Source organism: Corynebacterium sp. LK28 (genome assembly GCF_014335105.1).
GTDB classification, from domain to species: Bacteria; Actinomycetota; Actinomycetes; order Mycobacteriales; family Mycobacteriaceae; genus Corynebacterium; species Corynebacterium macclintockiae.
In genome coordinates, this window is the sequence record NZ_PDGZ01000012.1 from 303,798 (window position 1) to 321,661 (window position 17,864).

15 protein-coding genes are annotated in these 17,864 nt (G+C 62.3%); 10 read left to right on the plus strand and 5 right to left on the minus strand.

Translation table 11 applies throughout. The features are described from left to right. Positions 1 to 97: 97 nt before the first annotated feature. The 5 genes from CRD15_RS07525 to CRD15_RS07545 all read left to right on the plus strand — a co-directional run bounded on the left by CRD15_RS07525 (position 98) and on the right by CRD15_RS07545 (position 5,210). Positions 98 to 1,222 carry a cation diffusion facilitator family transporter gene (locus tag CRD15_RS07525; RefSeq protein ID WP_034975190.1) on the plus strand — a complete coding sequence of 375 codons (1,125 nt, stop codon included), beginning with the start codon at positions 98 to 100 and terminating at the stop codon, positions 1,220 to 1,222. A gap of 138 nt (positions 1,223 to 1,360) precedes the next feature. After that, positions 1,361 to 2,257: an ABC transporter substrate-binding protein gene (locus CRD15_RS07530; protein WP_187402248.1), complete on the plus strand. Its 897-nt coding sequence runs from the start codon at positions 1,361 to 1,363 to the stop codon at positions 2,255 to 2,257. A 126-nt stretch (positions 2,258 to 2,383) separates the two neighbouring features. Continuing rightward, positions 2,384 to 3,292, plus strand: coding sequence for an iron ABC transporter permease (locus CRD15_RS07535; protein WP_187402284.1), 909 nt, complete (start codon positions 2,384 to 2,386; stop codon positions 3,290 to 3,292). Then, complete coding sequence (locus tag CRD15_RS07540; protein ID WP_230580201.1) at positions 3,292 to 4,434, plus strand: iron ABC transporter permease; 1,143 nt, start codon at positions 3,292 to 3,294, stop codon at positions 4,432 to 4,434. Before CRD15_RS07535 ends, CRD15_RS07540 begins: the two co-directional genes overlap by 1 nt. Then, positions 4,431 to 5,210, plus strand: a complete 780-nt coding sequence (locus tag CRD15_RS07545; protein ID WP_070551699.1) for an ABC transporter ATP-binding protein — start codon at positions 4,431 to 4,433, stop codon at positions 5,208 to 5,210. The genes CRD15_RS07540 and CRD15_RS07545 overlap by 4 nt, the downstream gene beginning before the upstream one ends. A gap of 108 nt (positions 5,211 to 5,318) precedes the next feature. Here CRD15_RS07545 and CRD15_RS07550 read toward each other — a convergent pair whose 3' ends face one another. Continuing rightward, entirely contained in the window at positions 5,319 to 6,038 is a 720-nt protein-coding gene (locus tag CRD15_RS07550) for a CAP domain-containing protein (protein WP_187402249.1), read from the minus strand. Between the two features lie 164 nt (positions 6,039 to 6,202). Here CRD15_RS07550 and CRD15_RS07555 point away from each other — a divergent pair, with 164 nt between their 5' ends. Beyond that, entirely contained in the window at positions 6,203 to 7,384 is a 1,182-nt protein-coding gene (locus CRD15_RS07555; RefSeq protein ID WP_255463789.1) for a GTP-binding protein, read from the plus strand. Between the two features lie 99 nt (positions 7,385 to 7,483). Next, positions 7,484 to 9,073, plus strand: a complete 1,590-nt coding sequence (serA, locus tag CRD15_RS07560) for a phosphoglycerate dehydrogenase (RefSeq protein ID WP_370546930.1) — start codon at positions 7,484 to 7,486, stop codon at positions 9,071 to 9,073. Positions 9,074 to 9,153: 80 nt separating this feature from the next. Here the strand turns inward: serA and CRD15_RS07565 are convergent, their stop codons facing one another. After that, on the minus strand, positions 9,154 to 10,713 hold the full coding sequence (locus tag CRD15_RS07565) for an ABC transporter permease (RefSeq protein WP_255463790.1): 1,560 nt from the start codon (positions 10,711 to 10,713) through the stop codon (positions 9,154 to 9,156). Positions 10,714 to 10,790: 77 nt separating this feature from the next. Next, a complete protein-coding gene (locus tag CRD15_RS07570; RefSeq protein ID WP_222866482.1) occupies positions 10,791 to 11,672 on the minus strand; it encodes an ABC transporter ATP-binding protein in 882 nt (293 codons plus the stop codon). Between the two features lie 172 nt (positions 11,673 to 11,844). On the opposite strand from CRD15_RS07570, the gene CRD15_RS07575 reads away from it, so the two are divergent. Then, entirely contained in the window at positions 11,845 to 12,861 is a 1,017-nt protein-coding gene (locus CRD15_RS07575; RefSeq protein WP_187402253.1) for a 3-isopropylmalate dehydrogenase, read from the plus strand. A 66-nt stretch (positions 12,862 to 12,927) separates the two neighbouring features. Here the strand turns inward: CRD15_RS07575 and CRD15_RS07580 are convergent, their stop codons facing one another. Next, entirely contained in the window at positions 12,928 to 14,658 is a 1,731-nt protein-coding gene (locus CRD15_RS07580; protein ID WP_187402254.1) for an alkaline phosphatase, read from the minus strand. Positions 14,659 to 14,851: 193 nt separating this feature from the next. Here CRD15_RS07580 and CRD15_RS07585 point away from each other — a divergent pair, with 193 nt between their 5' ends. Further along, a complete protein-coding gene (locus CRD15_RS07585; RefSeq protein WP_034970792.1) occupies positions 14,852 to 15,664 on the plus strand; it encodes a fumarylacetoacetate hydrolase family protein in 813 nt (270 codons plus the stop codon). Positions 15,665 to 15,699: 35 nt separating this feature from the next. On the opposite strand, the gene CRD15_RS07590 is transcribed toward CRD15_RS07585, so the two are convergent. Beyond that, positions 15,700 to 16,842 (minus strand): isochorismate synthase MenF, encoded by a 1,143-nt coding sequence (locus CRD15_RS07590; RefSeq protein WP_034975204.1) that lies wholly within the window; start codon positions 16,840 to 16,842, stop codon positions 15,700 to 15,702. 161 nt (positions 16,843 to 17,003) lie between these two features. Between CRD15_RS07590 and CRD15_RS07595 the strand changes: the two genes are divergently transcribed. Further along, positions 17,004 to 17,828 carry a TIM barrel protein gene (locus CRD15_RS07595; RefSeq protein WP_187402255.1) on the plus strand — a complete coding sequence of 275 codons (825 nt, stop codon included), beginning with the start codon at positions 17,004 to 17,006 and terminating at the stop codon, positions 17,826 to 17,828. The last annotated feature ends 36 nt before the right edge of the window (positions 17,829 to 17,864 follow it).

A 17,864-nucleotide genomic window follows, 5' to 3' on the forward strand; every position in this document is an offset into this window, starting at 1 on the left:
AGCCCATGTTCCGGCCGCCAATGGCGAGCCGTTCTGGCTCCCCGTCTTTGTTTTCAGTAAGTTGTCAATAAGGGATGTGGCTGCCTAAAGTGAGGGTATGAACGACCCCGCAAGCGCAGCTCAGCAACAACCACAGGACCGTGGTGGTGCCGACGTGCGCCGCCACGGTTCTGCGCGTTCCAGCGAGTCCGCGCCTGCGGCTGGCGGCGCGCCCGCGTCGACCGCTGGCAGCGCGCCCGCGCCCGCCGGCGTATCTGAGGGGGGCCATGCACATTCGCACGAATCCGGCCATGCACAGTCCCACGACTCTGGCCACGGGCATTCGCACGGGCATTCGCACTCCCACGCGCCGACGGATGCTCCGCTGCGCGCGCTGCTCATCGTGCTGGGCGTCACTGGCACAGTTTTCTTTGCAGAGCTGATCGGCGGTCTGATCACCGGCTCCGTCGCGTTGCTCGCCGATGCGATGCACATGCTTTCGGACGCCGCCGGCCTAATCATTGCGGTCGTCGCCATTTTCATCGGTCGCAGGGCCGCAACTGCGCAGGCGACCTTCGGCTATCGGCGGGTGGAGGTGCTCGCTGCGCTCGTCAATGCGGTCACCGTGTTGGGAATCTCCGCTTGGATCGTGGTCGAGGCGTTCCAGCGCCTCAGCGAGCCGGTGGAGATTATGGCCGGCCCGATGATGATCGTCGCGGTGATCGGCCTGCTAGCCAACATCATTTCCGCGTGGATCTTGAACCGCCAGCGGGAGCATTCCGTCAATGTCCAGGGTGCATTCCTGCACGTGCTGGCGGATATGTTGGGTTCCGTCGCGGTGCTCGTGGCCGGCGGCGTGATCATTCTGACCGGCTGGCAGTATGCGGATGTTATCGCCTCGCTGGTGATTGCCGCACTGGTGTTGCCGCGCGCCTGGCAGCTGATGATGCAGGCCTTGCGCATTCTGCTCGAGCAGGCGCCTCCGGGCTACCGGCCCGCTGAGGTTGATGCTTTGCTGCGGCAGGTCGACGGCGTGCTGGACGTGCATGATCTCCACCTGTGGTCGCTGGATGGCACGAGCGCGTTGGCTTCCGTGCACTTGGTGGTTCCGGAAGGGCGCGATCCGGCCGCGGTGCTGTGTGCTGCACAGGCCGCGCTGCAGGAGCGGGGGATCGCGCACGCCACCATTCAGGTGGAGCGCGCCAGCCACGCCGACCACGAGGGTCCGCAGAACGTCTGCTAGCGGTTGGGACAGCAATGTGCACTAACGGTGGGGCAGCAACATTCGCTAACAGGTGGGAAGAATCTCGGCAATCGCCCTAGACCTGGCAAGGTAGGTTTACCTTGCTTAGGATACCCTAAGGATGGTAGCGTCTGGGAAATGATGAACTCTCGAAACTCTCAGCGCGGCTCTTTGTGTCGCGCCCTGGTCCTCATGGTCGCGACGATACTCGGTGCCGCAACCCTCGTTGCCTGTGGTGCTAGTGATGGTGACAACGGCAAAGGCGGTAAAGACGGCGAGCCACGAGTAGTCGCGTTGGACTGGCGATATGAGGAAATCCTCGAGGCACTGGACGTAAAGCCTGTCGGCATCGTAGAGATCGGCAAGTCCGCAGGGCCGAAAACTCTGGAGGGCAAGCTCGAGGGCATTGAATCGGTTGGCCAGGCAAAGCAGCCGAACCTGGAGGTCATTCAGTCTCTTGAACCCGATCTGATCCTCGCTAGCCCAACGCGACAGGAATCGATCATGCCGCAGTTGAAGGAGATTGCAGAGACGAGGTCCTACAGCGATGCCAGCTACACTGACGTCCTCGATTCCATGGACGACATTGCAAAGAAGCTAGGCAAGGAGGATAAAGCTAAGGAAGTCCGCGAGCGCATCGAAGGCAAGGTCGCAGAGGCCAAGAAGCTCGTCAAACCGAACACTCGTGCTGCTCTGGTTGGTTGGTCGAAGGGCACTCTCTACACCTGGATCAAGGATTCCTTTGCAGGCTCTCTTCTTTCTGACGCCGGCTACGTCTACGGCTACGACGGTTCCCGTACCGCTATCGAGTCCAAGACTGACGTTGCCGAAATGACGGGTGATAAGCTCCCCTCAATGAAGCTGGACCGGATGTACCTGTACAACGACATCGAGGGCTTTAAGTCCAGCCCATATAAGGATGTGGTGAAGGACATCGTGGACGTGGAGCAGGACACCTGGTCCCGTTCTCGTGGCCCGCTGGCCGCAGAGGCAATGCTGGATCAGATCATTGAAACGGAGAACGCTCGTAAGTAGGCGCACCTTCGTGCGTTTACGACCGAAGGAAGTTAAGTGCAACGAGGGCTAGAACCACGCGTTAAGCAGTTGGGGATTCCGCTGGCGCTGGGATTGGCTGTCATTCTTGCAGTATGGGTCTGGCGCATGAGCAGCGTGGAGGTTCCGACTAACGCGCCAGAACTCGCGGGGGAGGTGCACTCCGTTATGCGCGACCGGCTTTTGGCGGCGACGGTGATCGGCATGGCTTTGGGGGCGGCAGGCGTGCTGCTGCGTACGGCTACCCGGAATCCGCTGGCTGATCCGGAGATCACCGGCGTGAATTCCGGTGCGGCGTTCGGCGCTGTGCTGTGCACGACGATCACGGGATCAGTGTCGGGCGCAGCTGTGCTGCCGGGCGCGCTGTGTGGCGCGGCGCTTGGAGCTCTGATCACGGTGGGTATTGGGATGCGTGTGACGGTGGGAGACCCGACTGGTGCTCAGTCGGTGCAGCGGATGATTTTGCTGGGCATAGCCGTTTCTGCATTGTTTTCGGCGTGTACCGCGATCACGTTGGTTATCGATGAGGCTCAGCTTTCGACCGTGCTGTCGTGGCTTTCTGGCCGCTTGGGCGGGGTTCGTTTCCCGGACGTAGTGCCCTGCATTATTACTGTAGCGGTGGTTCTGCCGTTTACTATCGCCGCTGGTCGGGGGCTGGATACGCTTTTTGCTGGTGACGCCCTCTCGTCTTCCGTCGGCGCGAACCCCCACCGACTGCGCATTGTGGCAGTTGTGGGCGCAGTGCTGTTGATCGCGCCGGCAGTTGCGGCTGCTGGCCCCATTGGTTTCCTTGGCCTATTGGCAGCGGTTGTGTCGCATCGAGTGGCAGGCCCGCGCCATCGGTTGAGCTTAGTGATTGCCCCCGTGGTGGGGGCGGCAGTTTTGCTGGTGGCGGATTCCGTTGCGCAGGCTCTGTGGGCGCCGGCGGAGACTCCAGTGGGCGTGGTTACTGCCATTGCTGGCGTGCCTTTGCTTCTGTGGGGTATTAATCGGCTGCAACCGGGAGGTGTGCGTTGATGAAGCGCAGTTTGAATCGCAGAGGAATCCTCCGGAGTACCGTTTCCCAGCCCGGCACTGCAGCGCCGCAGAGTGACATTGTAGCGCCGCTGGGTGATACTGCGGCGCCGCGTACTAGGGGTACCGGGGTTACCAGAGTTATAGCGGTGTATGCAGCGCTCCTGGCTTTGCTGGCGTTTGCGATCGTCCTGGGCTTAAGCGTCGGTGCCGTCATGAAGCCCCCTGCAGAGACCATCCACGATCTCTTCACCGGCGGCAAGCTCATCTGGCGCTATCGCATGCCTCGCGTGCTCGTGGGGATCTTCGCCGGTGCAGCGATGGCGGTCTCCGGAGCATTGCTGCAGCTTGCGTTGCGTAATCCACTGGCAGCTCCGGACACTGTGGGCGTCACCGCAGGAGGGGGCTTAGCAGCCGTGGCAGCTCTGTTGAGTGTCGGTTCCTTGCCCGCGCAGGCGCTAACCCCCGTGGCGTTCGTCGGTGCACTGGTAGGTGCAGGCCTGGTGCTGGTACTCGCAGGGAGGGGTGCCACGGATCCGGTACGGCTCACCCTCACTGGAGTAGCGGTCTCTGTAGGACTGGGTGCGCTGACTCAGCTGTTACTGGTCAAGGCTGCTCCGGAGGCCGGCGCAGCGATGACGTGGCTCAAAGGTTCGCTCTACGCCCGCACCTTCGCCGATGCGCAAGTCGTAGGGCCCGTGGTGCTGGTGGGCATCGTGGTAGCCGTCGTGCTTTCGAGGCACTTGGACATGCTGGACCTGGACTCTTCTGCCATGGCGGGAGTGGGCGTCAGCGAGCGAACGTGGCGCACCGTGGCGGTGCTGTTCGCGATCCTGTTGGGAGCCGCCGCTGTGGCTGCGGCGGGTGTGTTGGGGTTTGCAGGATTAATTGTTCCGCATGCTGCGCGACTGCTGGTTGGCGGTGCTACCAGGCGTGTGTTGCCTGTGTCTGCGCTGGCTGGCGCGGGGTTGGTCGTCTTTTGTGACGCCCTTGGTCGCTGGGTATTTGCGCCTACTGAAATCCCCGCGGGTGCGTTGATCTCCGTTGTCGGCGCCCCGTATTTCATTTATCTTCTGCTGCGTATGTCCCGCAGCCCAGCGGGAGCCCCCGCAGTGCCCACGACAGATGAAAGGAACTCCCAATGAGTGAACCTGCCTTGCACGCCGAGGCCATCACGGTAGGCTACGGCGGCCCGGATGTCTTGCGAGATGTTTCTCTCCAGGTTCCGGAGGGGAAGATTACCGCCCTCATAGGCCCGAATGGCTGCGGAAAATCTACGCTACTGCGAGCGTTGGGGCGTCAACAACCAATCTCGCGGGGACAGGTTTACCTGGGCGACCGCTCCATCCACAAGATGAACGCGCGTGAGTTTGCCCGGCACGTCTCGTTTTTGCCACAACAGCCGGTTACCCCTGAGGGGGTGAGCGTGCGGGAAGTTATCGCGTACGGCCGGTACCCGTATACAGGTGCGTTTGCGTCGTTGGGGGCGGAAGACTACCGCGCGGTGGAGGAAGCAGCTGAGCGCGCCGGGGTGACCACTCTGTTGGATGTACCGGCGACGGATTTGTCCGGCGGTCAGCGGCAGCGTGTGTGGGTGGCGATGACTGTGGCGCAGCAGACCCCGATGTTGCTGCTCGACGAACCGACGACCTATTTGGACCCCGCGCACCAGATTGCAATTCTGGACTTGGTACGGGATCTCAATGCCGCCGGCCGGACTGTCGTGATGGTCGTGCATGATATGACGCACGCGGCCCGCTTCGCCGACACGATCGTCGCTATGCGTGATGGCCAGGTGCTGGCGGCGGGGGATACGGAAGACGTTATGTCTGCGCCGCTCGTTGAGGAGCTCTTCGGGATTTCCTGCCTGGAGGTGCAGGATCCGGAGACGGGACGAGTGCTGCCGATTCCATACCGCTAGCCCCGGCGCGGCAACGTGACACAGCAGCGCAAACCCGTATTGCATTTCAGCGTTACAGCACTTGAAACACCGTGTTGCTGAACAGTGCCACCCAGTGGGGTGAGTGGGTTAGGAAGGGCGAGGGGTGTCGGCGAAGAGTCCCGTCGCCACGTAGCCCCACTGCGGGTGCTTCGCGATGCCGATCGCGGCGTATCGATGCTTCTCCCACATCAGCGCCTTGTAGTGCCCCTGCTTATTGGCCGGGCCGTACTTCTCGTTGATCCACATATCAGCGAGCTCGCGGGGGTTCGGGCCTGCCGCGAGGTTCTCGCCCATGTGCCAGTAGTAATAACCGTTCGTGTCATGATGGAATGCATTCTCCCGACCGAGTTTCTGGGAGTATGCGGTGGCTTCTCTGAACATCTGATCGTTCCAGATCAGCTCATTTAGCCCCTTTGCGCGGCGCTCGCGGTTGATCTTAGCGAGCATTTGCTTTCCCATCGCCTCGTAGCTGTTGTTCTGAGGCTGGGTGGTTCCGCCGTTGCCGGCGCCTGGGTTCCCGCTGTTATTGCCCCCGCCGAGAGAACCGGCGAGGCCTCCTTCGGCTAGTGCCTTGATCAGACCCCCGACAATCCCTGCAAGGATCGTGAAGCCCAAAAGGGTGGCGATGCCTTGTTGTACTTCCAGGGGGAGCGCTTTGAATAGGGGAGACGGTTCTGCTGCCTCAGCCTGCGGTGCGGCTAGAAGGCTTGAATTGTCAGGTGCAGCTACAGCACCGGTGGTCAGAGCCACTGCAGTTACCGACGCGACGAGCGCGCGACGAACATTGCGTTTGCGGTTGTTCTTCATGGGAAATGCTTTCTTGAAACGTCGAAAGGAACTGCTTTAGCTTAGCTCTTTTTAAGACACTTCTTAACCTTGCATAGATGTGTTGGTGTAGGTAGCGGGGGTAAAGATGGATCGATAGACCCTTAAATGAAAACGGATGTCATTAACGTGTAGGGTGGCTACGCATGAGACACATGCATAGCCATTCTCCCGACGACACAGCCGCCGACCATTCCTCGAGGCAGGGGAGTGCGCCCGCGAGCGCCGCGCCCGCGAGCGCCACGCCCGTCACCGTGTTGTCCGGCTTCCTTGGTTCAGGGAAAACGACGCTACTGAACGATCTGCTCGCCAATCGCGGCGGCCGTCGCATCGCGGTGATCGTCAACGACTTCTCGGAAATCAACATCGACGCCGCCCTCATCGCCGGCGAAGGCCACCTCACGCGAGGCGAGGACCGCTTCGTCGAACTCACCAACGGCTGCATCTGCTGCACTCTGCGGGAAGACCTGGTCGATTCCGTTGGCACGCTCGCGCGTAGCGGCGACTTCGACCACATCGTCATCGAATCCACCGGCATCTCCGAACCCATGCCCGTCGCCGCAACTTTCGAATGGCGCTGGGAGGACGGCACTCGCCTCGCGGACGTTGCGCCGATCGACACTATGGTCACTCTTGTGGACGCCGCCCAGTTCCTGCAGCAAATAGGGCAGAAGAAGCTGCTCACAGAGGCGGACCTGCAGGCAACTGCGGACGATGAACGCACCATCGCAGATCTGCTGGTCGACCAGGTCGAGTTCGCGGACGTCATCTACGTCACCAAGGCGGACCTCGTCAGCGAGGAACGCTACCGCGCGACGGTTGCGCTGTTGCGCCGAATGAACCCGCGGGCGCGCATCGAAAAACTCATTCACGGCCGCATCGCCACCGCTGGCGCCGGGCGGTCGGCCGTCGACGACATCCTCGGCGCGCATCTCTACGACGAAGCGACGGCCCGCGCCTACGAGGGCTACCTCGACGAGCTGGAAAACCCGCACACTCCCGAGACGGAAGAATACGGCATCAGTTCCGTGGTCTTCCGCGGAGACCGCCCCTTCGATCGGGGTAGGTTGATCGAGGCTCTGCGGTCCACGACCGGGCTGGTGCGCTCCAAGGGATACTGCTGGATCGCCGACCGCCCGGAGCTCGCTCAGGTATGGCACCAGGCTGGTCCTGACCTGCGGATACAACCGGCCGGCGGGTGGCGCCAAGTGGGGCTAACCCCCTCCAGTGAGGTGGTACTGATTGGCGTCAATTTCGATGCAGACAGAGCGGTACAACAATTCCGGAAGGCAATGCTGAGTGACGCAGAGGTAAGGGATATGCTGTAAGGGTCGCACGTCACATTTGGATGGCGTGGTCCCTTCCCGCGTCGGCGCGGTCGTTTCGGCGTGGGCGAGGCAATGTCGCACTTTAGGGAGAAAACATTCGTGAGTAACACCCGTCCGGTAGTCCTCATCGCCGATAAGCTGTCCCAGTCCACCGTCGATGCCCTCGGCGATTCCGTCGAGGTTCGCTGGGTCGACGGCCCGAACCGCCCCGAACTGCTGAAGGCAGTCGCAGACGCAGACGCACTGCTGGTCCGCTCTGCAACCACCGTTGACGCCGAGGTGCTCGAGGCAGCACCGAAGCTGCAGATCGTTGGCCGCGCTGGCGTGGGTCTGGACAACGTTGACATCGACACCGCCACCTCCCGCGGCGTGATGGTCGCCAACGCCCCGACCTCCAACATCCACTCCGCCTGCGAGCACGCCATCAGCCTGCTGCTGTCCACCGCCCGCCAGATCCCCGCCGCCGACAAGACGCTGCGCGACGGCGAGTGGAAGCGTTCCTCCTTCAAGGGTGTGGAGATCCTGGGCAAGACCATCGGCATCGTCGGCTTCGGCCACATTGGCCAGCTGTTCGCCCAGCGACTGGCCGCTTTCGAGACCGACATCATCGCCTACGACCCGTACGCCAACCCCGCCCGCGCCGCACAGCTGGGCGTGGAGCTGGTGGAACTGGAAGAACTGATGGGTCGCTCCGACTTTGTGACCATCCACCTGCCGAAGACCAAGGAAACCGCGGGCATGTTCGACGCGGATCTGCTGGCAAAGGCCAAGAAGGGGCAGATCATCATCAACGCCGCCCGCGGTGGCCTGGTGGACGAGGCCGCCCTGGCGGAGGCCATCAAGTCCGGCCACATCCGCGGCGCCGGCTTCGACGTGTACGCCTCCGAGCCGTGCACGGATTCCCCGCTGTTCGAGCTGGATGAGGTTGTCGTTACCCCGCACCTGGGCGCTTCCACCGTTGAGGCGCAGGACCGCGCTGGCACCGACGTTGCCGCATCCGTCCTGAAGGCCCTGGCCGGCGACTTCGTACCGGACGCGGTCAACGTTTCGGGCGGCAAGGTCTCCGAGGAAGTTGCTCTGTGGCTGAACCTGGCCACCAACCTGGGCCGCGTGGGCGGCGAGCTGCTGCACGGCGCCCCGAACGCCGTAACCGTTACTGCCCGTGGCGAACTGTCCACCGAGTCCGTCGACGCACTGGGCCTGGCTGCTCTGCGTGGCGTGTTCTCCGGCGTGATCGACGAGCAGGTCACCTTTGTTAACGCTCCGCAGATCGCCGAAGAGCGCGGCGTGGAGCTGGACGTGCAGACGCACGACGAGTCCGTCAGCCACCGCTCCGTCCTGGAGGTTCAGGTTGTCGGCGCAGACGGCTCTTCCGCCACCGTCGCTGGTGCGCTGACCGGCCTGGAGCACGTGGAGAAGATCGTCCGCATCAACGACCGCGGCCTGGACCTGCGCGCCACCGGCACCAACCTGTTCCTGGTTTACCCGGACCAGCCGGGAGCGCTGGGCAAGGTCGGTACGCTGCTAGGCGGCAAGGGCATCAACATCGACGCCGCCGCACTGTCCCCGACCAACGATGAGTCGCAGGCTACGCTGGTTCTGCGTGTCGCCCAGGATCTGGATCAAGAGCTGGTCGACGAGGTCAAGGCAGAGCTGAGCGCCTCCAACGCGTTCGTGCTGAACTTCTAATGGTTTAAGCGATAGTTGTTATCGCGTCAGGCCGGGCAGGATCTGCCCGGCCTTTTCTATTGACGCCCCACGCCGCGCAGCTACAGGTAGTGCCGTACCTTCTGCGCGATGTCCGGCCAGTGTAGATCGAGCTGACGGGAGGCGCGGCGGTTTAAGATCCAGGCGACGCCGATGATGATGACCCCGTGGAGCAGTACGCCTGCCCAGCTCAGAAGTGGGATGTCGGCAATGCTGTCGCTGTTGCCAGCGGAGGTCTCCAGTGGGATGAGCGTTAGAAGCGCACCCGGCAGGATGGATAGGCTCAAGGTCAGCATGATCACGAATGCGGAGATGATAGCGCTGGAACCACCGTTACGCTGCTTAAAGGCGTTGGTTCCCGGTGCAGTGGTCTGGGAGGGGAAGTAGGCGGCGCTGAAGTTCGCCATGGCGGAGGCGATAAAGACGGTCCCCAGCGTCAAGGCGCTGGCTAGAAGCCAGGCGGCGCTGAAGCTCTTGAAAGCTCCCGCGGCGATGCAAATAATCAGCCATATTGGGAGCAATACCGTCACGGTGGAAAGGGTGCGGCTGGTGACGATCTGCTTGCCGCGCACACCGGCGACCATGTGCACCCAGTTGGACGGCCCGTCCATGCCCAGGGAGTTGCCCGCCACCTGTTGGGGGCCAAGGGATACAAAGAACATCGCGAACCACAGCATCCAGCCACTGTCGCTATTGGTCATTCCCATCAGCATGTAAAAAGCGCAGAAGACGACCACGAACGTCAGGCTCATCACGAAGCGGTTATCGCGGCGCCAATAGCGAATCTCGCGGGAGTACAGTGCGCCAACGGGGGATGCGGGGACTCGCGGCAGTAGTAGGCTGTCTCCCTTCGCTGCCCGGGTGGCATGCTGAGGAGGGAGGGGATTGTTCAGGTCGTGCTTGACGGCCACGCGCAGCACAACAGTGACTGCAAGGATTGAAACGAGGCAGATCACACCCTTGGCGATGCCCGTATTGACGCCACCATTTCCGATGTCGGTCAAGTCAGCGGCAGCGCCAGCGGCGGCGGCGAAGGGAGTCCAGGACATGATCGTGGAGCTGGTCTCCACGGCGGCGGTGGGATCCGAGCCATCGGAAAGCAACTGTGGAGAGAGATACAGCGCCAAAAAGCCGAAAGTGACGACGAAACCGGCGACATTGCCCCAGAGTTCGCTGAACTTGGTGGCAATGCTGCTGAGCGCAGCCGCGAGAGCTTCTCCCGCCAGGAGGGTGAATACTAGTTGGAGTACGCACCCGAGGATCCACAGCGCACCGGCGCCGGGGGAAGCCATCTTCGCAAAGGCAAGGTAACCGAGCACAGACATGATGATCGTGTTGACCAGCGAGATCGCGGCGCGGGAGTTGAGGAACATTGCCGTGACCATGCCTGGCAGGAGGTCACGGTCGGATAGTGGCAACGAGCTAAACATGCGTGGATCTAGCATGCGTTCCTCGCTGGGAAAGATGGCTGATAGCGCGAGGTAGAGCACGCTGCCGAGCCCCATCGTCAGCACGAACATGGCCGGGTTGCCGTCGGACAGGAGGGCTCCGTAGCTGGTAAAGGCCAGGCCAACGCAGCCCATCACGGCGAAGATGGTGATGGCTACGGACGAAATGATCATCTGGATATTGCCTGTAAAGGCGTGCGCCCAGAGTGTGCAGTGGAGTTTGAGAAGGGTCTTGGTTTTCGACACTGGTCCTACCCTTCGTGGTGGTGGGCGGACAGGTCACGTCCGCTGTGTTCGGCTTGTCCACCGCGCAGCCAGCTGAAGGATTGCGTATCCAGCTGCTTGCCGCCCACGGCCTCAACGAAGCGTTCGGAGAGGGACTTGCCCGCGCGCACCTGCTCGGTGGTACCGGCAGCAACGACGGTGCCCTGGTTGATGATTGCCACATGGTCGCAGAGTCCCTCGACCAGTTCCATGACGTGCGAGCTCATGATGACCGTGCCGCCCGCGCCGACATAGCGTCGCAGGATAGTGCGGATGACTTCGCCGGAAACGGGATCCACGGCCTCAAAAGGCTCGTCGAGGATGAGCACCTCCGGGCTGTGCAAAAGGGCACCGGCCAGCAGGATTTTCTTCTTCATACCCGCGGAGTAGTCGGCGATGTACTTCTTGCCGGCATCCTCTAGATCGAGTGCCTGCAGCAGGTCTGCAATGCGCTGCTGCAGTTCGTCGCCGGGGATGTCGCGGAGGTAGCCCAGATACTCAAGGTATTCCTTGCCGCTGAGGCGCTCGAACACGGGAAGGCCGTCCACCAGCAGACCGTAACTACGCTTTGCTGCCAGTACTTCTTCTTCGGGTTGGGTGTTCTCAAGGTCGCTCCACAATGGGTGGCCGGCGATCCAGGAGTTACCGCCATCGGGGCGAATTATGCCCGTAGCTGCGAGGATGGCGGTGGTTTTACCGGCGCCGTTAGGGCCGACAATTCCGTAAAAGCTGCCCTTTGGCACGGTGAGGCTGAGATTATTTACCGCCACCTTGCCAGGGAAGTTCTTATATAGATTGCGGATGACCAGCGCTGCGTCGCTGACCTCCGGATTTGTAGTTGTATGTGAGGGATATGGCTCGTAAGTCATGTTCTTCACACTAACAGCGGCGTCTGTTTAGAGGTGTCAAAGAAGTGTTTCTGTCGCCGCGGAGGTGTGAGCGCCTTGGAAGTAATCCATTTTTAGGTTGTTAGGCAAGTGCTGTCCGGGTGTCGTGCTATGGTCATAATTGACCAACTAGTGAGACAAAGGAGTTCATATAATGAAACTCGCAGTGGTTGCCGGTGATGGAATCGGCACTGAAGTAACGGCAGAAGCACTGAAGGTTCTGCACGCCCTGCGCGACGATGTAGAGACCACCGACTACGACCTCGGCGCCCGCCGCTACCTGCGCAATGGTGAACTCCTGACCGACGAGGATCTGGACTCCCTGCGCGAGCACGACGCTATCCTGCTGGGCGCCATCGGCGACCCCCGCACCGTACCCGCTGGAGTGCTGGAGCGAGGTTTGCTGCTGCCACTGCGCTTCAAGCTCGATCACGCAGTGAACCTCCGGCCGTCCAAGCTGTATCCCGGATCTTCCAGCCCGCTGGCGAACCCGGGTGACATTGACTTCGTCGTCGTGCGAGAGGGAACCGAAGGCCTCTACTGCGGCAACGGCGGCACACTGCGCGAGGGTACTGACCACGAGGTGGCGTCCGAAGTATCCCAAAACACCTACTTCGGTGTGGAGCGCGTGGTGCGTGATGCTTTCGAGCGCGCACAGAGCCGACGCAAGAAGCTGACATGGGTGCACAAGACGAATGTGCTGGTGAATGCCGGTGGCCTGTGGCATCGCGCGATCGAGACAGTGGGGCAGGAGTACCCCGAAGTTCAGGTGGATTACAACCACATCGATGCCGCGACGATCTACATGGTCACCAAGCCACAGGAATACGACGTCATTGTGACGGACAACCTCTTTGGAGACATCCTCACTGACCTGGCGGGCGCAGTCACCGGCGGCATCGGCCTGGCAGCCTCGGGCAACATCGACCCCTCGCGAAAGAACCCCTCCATGTTCGAGCCGGTGCACGGCTCCGCACCGGACATCGCGGGCCAGGGGATTGCGGACCCCTGCGCGGCGATCCTGTCCGTCGCGCTCATGCTGCGCCATTTGGGCGATGACGCCAAAGCGGAAGCCATCGAGGCCGCAGTTCTGGCTGAAGCGAGCTCACGCGACGGCGGCCCCGTCAAGACCGCGGAGGTTGGCGACCGCGTCGTCGCAAACCTGAAATAGGCAAAACAGCCAACCCGGTACTTAGGCCGGGCGGGTGCGCCGTGGTTTGCCGTCCTGCGCTGTGCTCTACTGTGCGCGCAGCGTCTTCGACCACAACTCCTTGCCACGGGTGGTGAATAGCCGGACGGTGAGATCCTTCGAACCACCGTCGATATCCACCTCTCCGAAGTGCTGGAAATCATCCAGTGGCGAGGAGTTTTGCTTATTCTTCGCCGGTGCGTGCACGTACACAACCTCCGGGCCGAAGGTGCCGTCCATGTCGTTCGGGCCGAATCCGCCGGCGTTCAACGGGCCAGAGACGAACTCCCAGAACGGTGCGAAATCCTGGAAGTCCGCGCGATCCGGCGAGTAGTGGTGCGCAGCGGTGTAGTGCACGTCGGCGGTGAGCCACACAACATTGCGCACATCCTTGATGCCACTGAGGACGCGACCGATCTCCGCCTCGCGACCCACAGCCTTGCCACCCGCGCCATTTGATACGCCCTCCTGGTCATCCCCATCTGGCACGACGATGCCCAGCGGAAGGTCATTGGCGATGATCTTCCATGTAGCGGTGGAATTCTTAACTCCGTCGATCAGCCACTTTTCCTGCTTCGGCCCCAGAATTTGCCCCGGCTTGGTGGCAGACGCTCCGGCATCCGGGTTGCGATCCTTGTAGCTGCGCATATCCAGTACGAAGATATCCAGCAGCGAGCCGTAGGAAATCTTGCGGTAAACGCGACCATCCACCGCCATCTTCCGATCTAGTGGCTGCCACTCGTGGAAGGCCTGGAAGCCGCGATGCGCCAGTAGGTTTACATCTTTGACCTGGTACTTGTCGTCTTCCAGGATCTCGCCTGGGTACCAGTTGTTCGTCGTCTCGTGGTCATCCCACTGCACCAGCTGTGCGACCTTGGAGTTGAACAGCTTGTAGTTCTCGTCCATCAGGTTATAAGCGTGCTGGCCGCGGAACTCCTCCAGAGTTTCGGCCACCTTGTTTTTATACGGGCTGGTGAGGTTCTTAAACACGCGACCGTCGTCCAGTTTGTGGTTCGCTTCGATCGGGCCATCGGCGTAGACCGTATCGCCGGAGTGAATAAACAGATCCGGGTTGCGATCCGCCATTGTCTTCCAGCAGTACATGCCACCGATGTCCGGGTTGATGCCGTAGCCCTGACCCGCCACATCGCCGGACCAGTGCAGGCGAATGTTCTTGCGTGCCTGGTTCGTCGATGGCGCGGTGGTGAAACTGCCGGTCACCGGTTGGGAACGCACGGCGGTGTGTTGATCCTCCATGATCACGCGGTAGTGGATCTTTTGGCCCGGCTGCATGCCGACGAGGCGCAGGCGCCCGGTGCCGTCGCTGTCTGGGGTGAGCATGGCGCCGCGGAAGGTTTTGGTCTTGTGACGCGGAAAGGTCGGGTCCGTCGAAGCTTCGACGACCATGCGCGCCGGTCGATCGACGCGCGCCCATACAAGACCGCCGTCGGGTCGGACATCGCCGGTAGTGACGCCATGAGTGATCACCGGGCGGGCGCGCTGCAGCCCAAGCGAGCCGATTGCCCCGCTGGAGCCCGCCATGCCAGCAGAGCCCGCGGGGCCTGCGGAGCCTGCCACGCTGCCGGCCTGCGAGCCGAGAGCGTTCGCCACGCCCGTGCCGAGTAGTGCGGCGCCGGTGGCACTCGCGCCGGCTAGGAACGTGCGCCGGGAGGTGCTACGCGCGCGGGAGCGGGCGCCAGTGGCAATGCTGGGACTGTCGGAGCTGCTGGAGTTGTTGGGGTTGCTGGAAGTGTGAGGGTTAACGCTGCGATTCGTCATAGCGGCCAAGCTACGTGTGAAATCTGTCGCAGCCGTGGCAGGAGAATTAACCGCGAATGACGGAAAAACAAATTCGCGGTGAATGGCCAGGCGGGGGAGGCGGTGGCGTCGATAGTTGTGGGGAGTAAGTGACAGACAAGAAAAAGGGACACAACAAGAGGGACCCAAGACCGGTGGGGTAGGGTATGAAAACATGCGTATTGCTCGAATTGCACACCCAGAGGGCATGGCTTTCGCGATCGTCGAGGGGGGCCAGCCGGACGGCACCGGCGCCACCTGCCGCGAGATCGCCGGCCACCCCTTCGGCCAGCCAGAATTCACCGGAAAATCATGGCCCATCGAGGACGTGCGGCTACTGGCCCCGATCCTGCCGTCGAAGATCATTGCCGTCGGACGCAACTACGCTGACCACGTCGAAGAAGTCTTCGCCAAGAGCGCCGAGCACCTGCCGCCGACGATCTTCCTGAAGCCCCCGACAGCCGTCATCGGCCCCGAAGCTCCCATCCGCATCCCTGAGTGGGCGACGCGAGTGGAATTCGAAGGCGAACTGGCGATCGTCATCGGCCGCCCCTGCAAGGACGTCAAGCGTGCCAACTGGAAGGACGTGGTGCTGGGGTTCACCATCGTCAATGACGTTTCCTCCCGCGACCTGCAGTTCCAGGACGGACAATGGGCGCGCGCGAAGGGCCTGGATTCCTTCTGCCCGCTGGGGCCGTGGATCGAAACGGCTGTCGACAGCATCGAGATCGACAACCAGCCGATCAAGGCGCACCTCACGCACGATGGGAAGACGGAAACGAAGCAGGATTCCAACTCCAACCAGATGATCAAGGACATCCCGGAGATCATCGAATGGGTTTCCTCCGCGTTCACGCTGCTGCCGGGCGACGTGATCTGCACCGGCTCGCCCGCCGGAACCGCAGAGATGGTTCCGGGCGACCGCATTGAGGTTGAAATCCCCGGGCTGGGCAAGTTGGCCAACCCAGTGCAGGCCTACGGCAAGTAGCCGGCGGGGCCGCGCCCCTCGCGCCGAGCCTCGGCCTAAACCTCCCGCAGCGCTGCAGGCACGTTGAGTGCCCGCAGCGCTGTTTGCAGCTTCGCGGAGGTTTCCTCTGCCTCCTTGGTCGGGTTCGAATCGACCACAACTCCGCCGCCCGCCCACGCGCGGGCGGTGTTTTCCTCCACGATGGCGCAGCGGATGGAGACCATGAACTCCCCGTCGCCCTCTGAATCGCACCAGCCCACCGCGCCGGAGTAGAACTCGCGCGGGGACTTCTCCTGGGAAATCACTCCCAACGCATCATCTGTCGGCGTGCCACCAATCGCCGGGGTGGGGTGCAGCATCAGCGCCAAATCCAGCGCGGAATACTCGTCGTCCTTCAACGTGCCAGCGATCTGAGTGCCCAGGTGGATCATCTCGTTCGTCTCGTGGATCTCCGGAGTATCGGGGATGTCCAGCTTCTCGCACAATGGCTCCAGCACACGGCGGTAGTGATCCACCACGAAGCGGTGCTCGCGTAGGTCCTTGGTGGAACTGGCGAGGTCGCGGGCTGTGGCGTCATCAATAGAAAAAACTCCGGTGCGCGGCGCGGAACCGGCCATGGGGAAGGCCGAGACGCGGCGCCCCTCGCGGCGAATCAGCATCTCCGGGGAACTGCCGACGAACATGGCGTTCCGGTACTCGTCGCGGCCGGTGGCCGAAAGGTCCACGGCGAAGCCATCCCGATACGCGGACAGGTCGATCAGGCGGGCGGCGATCAACAGTGGGTCGACCGCCTCGGCGAAGGTGATGTCCACGGCGCGAGCCAACACGACCTTCTCCAACTGGGTTTGCTGGATCGTGGCGACGGCGGCGGCGACCATGGCGGCGTGTTCCTCCATGGTGGTCTGCGCCTCGACGGATTCGACAACGAGGGAACGGGCAGCATCCTGCCCACGGAAGAACGCTGGGGGTTCCAGCGGGCCTTCGGCGCGGATGACGGTCTGCGGCTCCATGAGCGCGGCGCGGAGTGAGGTATCGAAAGGAAATGCGCCGACAATCAAGTCCACATCCTTGTTTCGAAGTGCCGTGGAGGCTTCGAAAGGGTCCGGGTACGTCGCCTTGCGGCCCTGTGTGCGGATGCTGCGATCTGGGCGGGAAAGCAGGAAATCCGGGGCGGTGGCCGGTCTCTGCTCGTGGGTCATGCGTGCCAGTTTACTGCCCGGGGCTACAGTGTCGCTCCTTGGGCTGGGGTTGGGTGGCGTGTGCGCGGCGGCTGGGGGGTGGTCCGCGCGTGGCGCGTGCGCGACACAGCGGCGCGATCCGGATTCTGAATTACAACGTCCTGCATGAAAAGATGATGCTTATGAATACAGAATCAAGTGTGCGGCCGGCCGGTTACGCCACCGCGATGAATTACTCGCTCGGGGCGAAGACTGGCGCGGAGGCTCTAGAGGCTGTCGCGAATTCCCCCTTCGACAAGGTGGAGCTGTGGTGGCCGTGGGATACGCCCCACCCGTCCGAGCAGCAGATGCGCCAGCTTGTGGATGCGCTGGCCAAGGGGCGCCCGGAGAACCCCCGCCAACTGGTTGCGCTGAATCTGTGGGCTGGGGATCTGGCTGCCGGCGATCGGGGAGTGTTGCACCTGGTCGGCCCGGAGGAAGGTGCCGACGGTGCTGGCGCGGGCACCGACCCCGACGCTGAATCCGGCGACCCCGCCATCACCGAGGAGCTCATCGAGCACCTGAACGTCATCGAGTATCTGCATCGCCTCACGGGCGTCCGCCGCTTCAACGTGTTGGTTGGCCGCGGCGGTCGCGTGCTACAGCGCCGTCAGGTGCGCGCTTTCGCCGCGGTGGCGAAGCGCCTGGCCCGCTTCGGGGGCATCGCCCTCATTGAGCCTCTTAGCGGCATTGAGAATTACCCTGTGACCAGCATTAAGGAGGCAGCGCCCCTGGTTGTCGCAGGCGGTCGCCTTCTTATTGACGCCTACCACCTCGCCGCTAACGGTGAAGATTGGACTTGGCTCGCCAGCCGGGGAGCGGAGTACGAGCTGTGGCCGGAACATATTCAGATCGCGGACTTCCCAGGCCGCGGTGCGCCGGGGACTGGAGATGCTCCGCTGGAGGAGTGGGTTAACCAGCTGAGGGAGGCAGGGTATGAGGGCGAGGTCGTCCTCGAACACTTCTAGCGGGCGTAGCTGAAAGAAAGCTGAAGAAAGTTCATA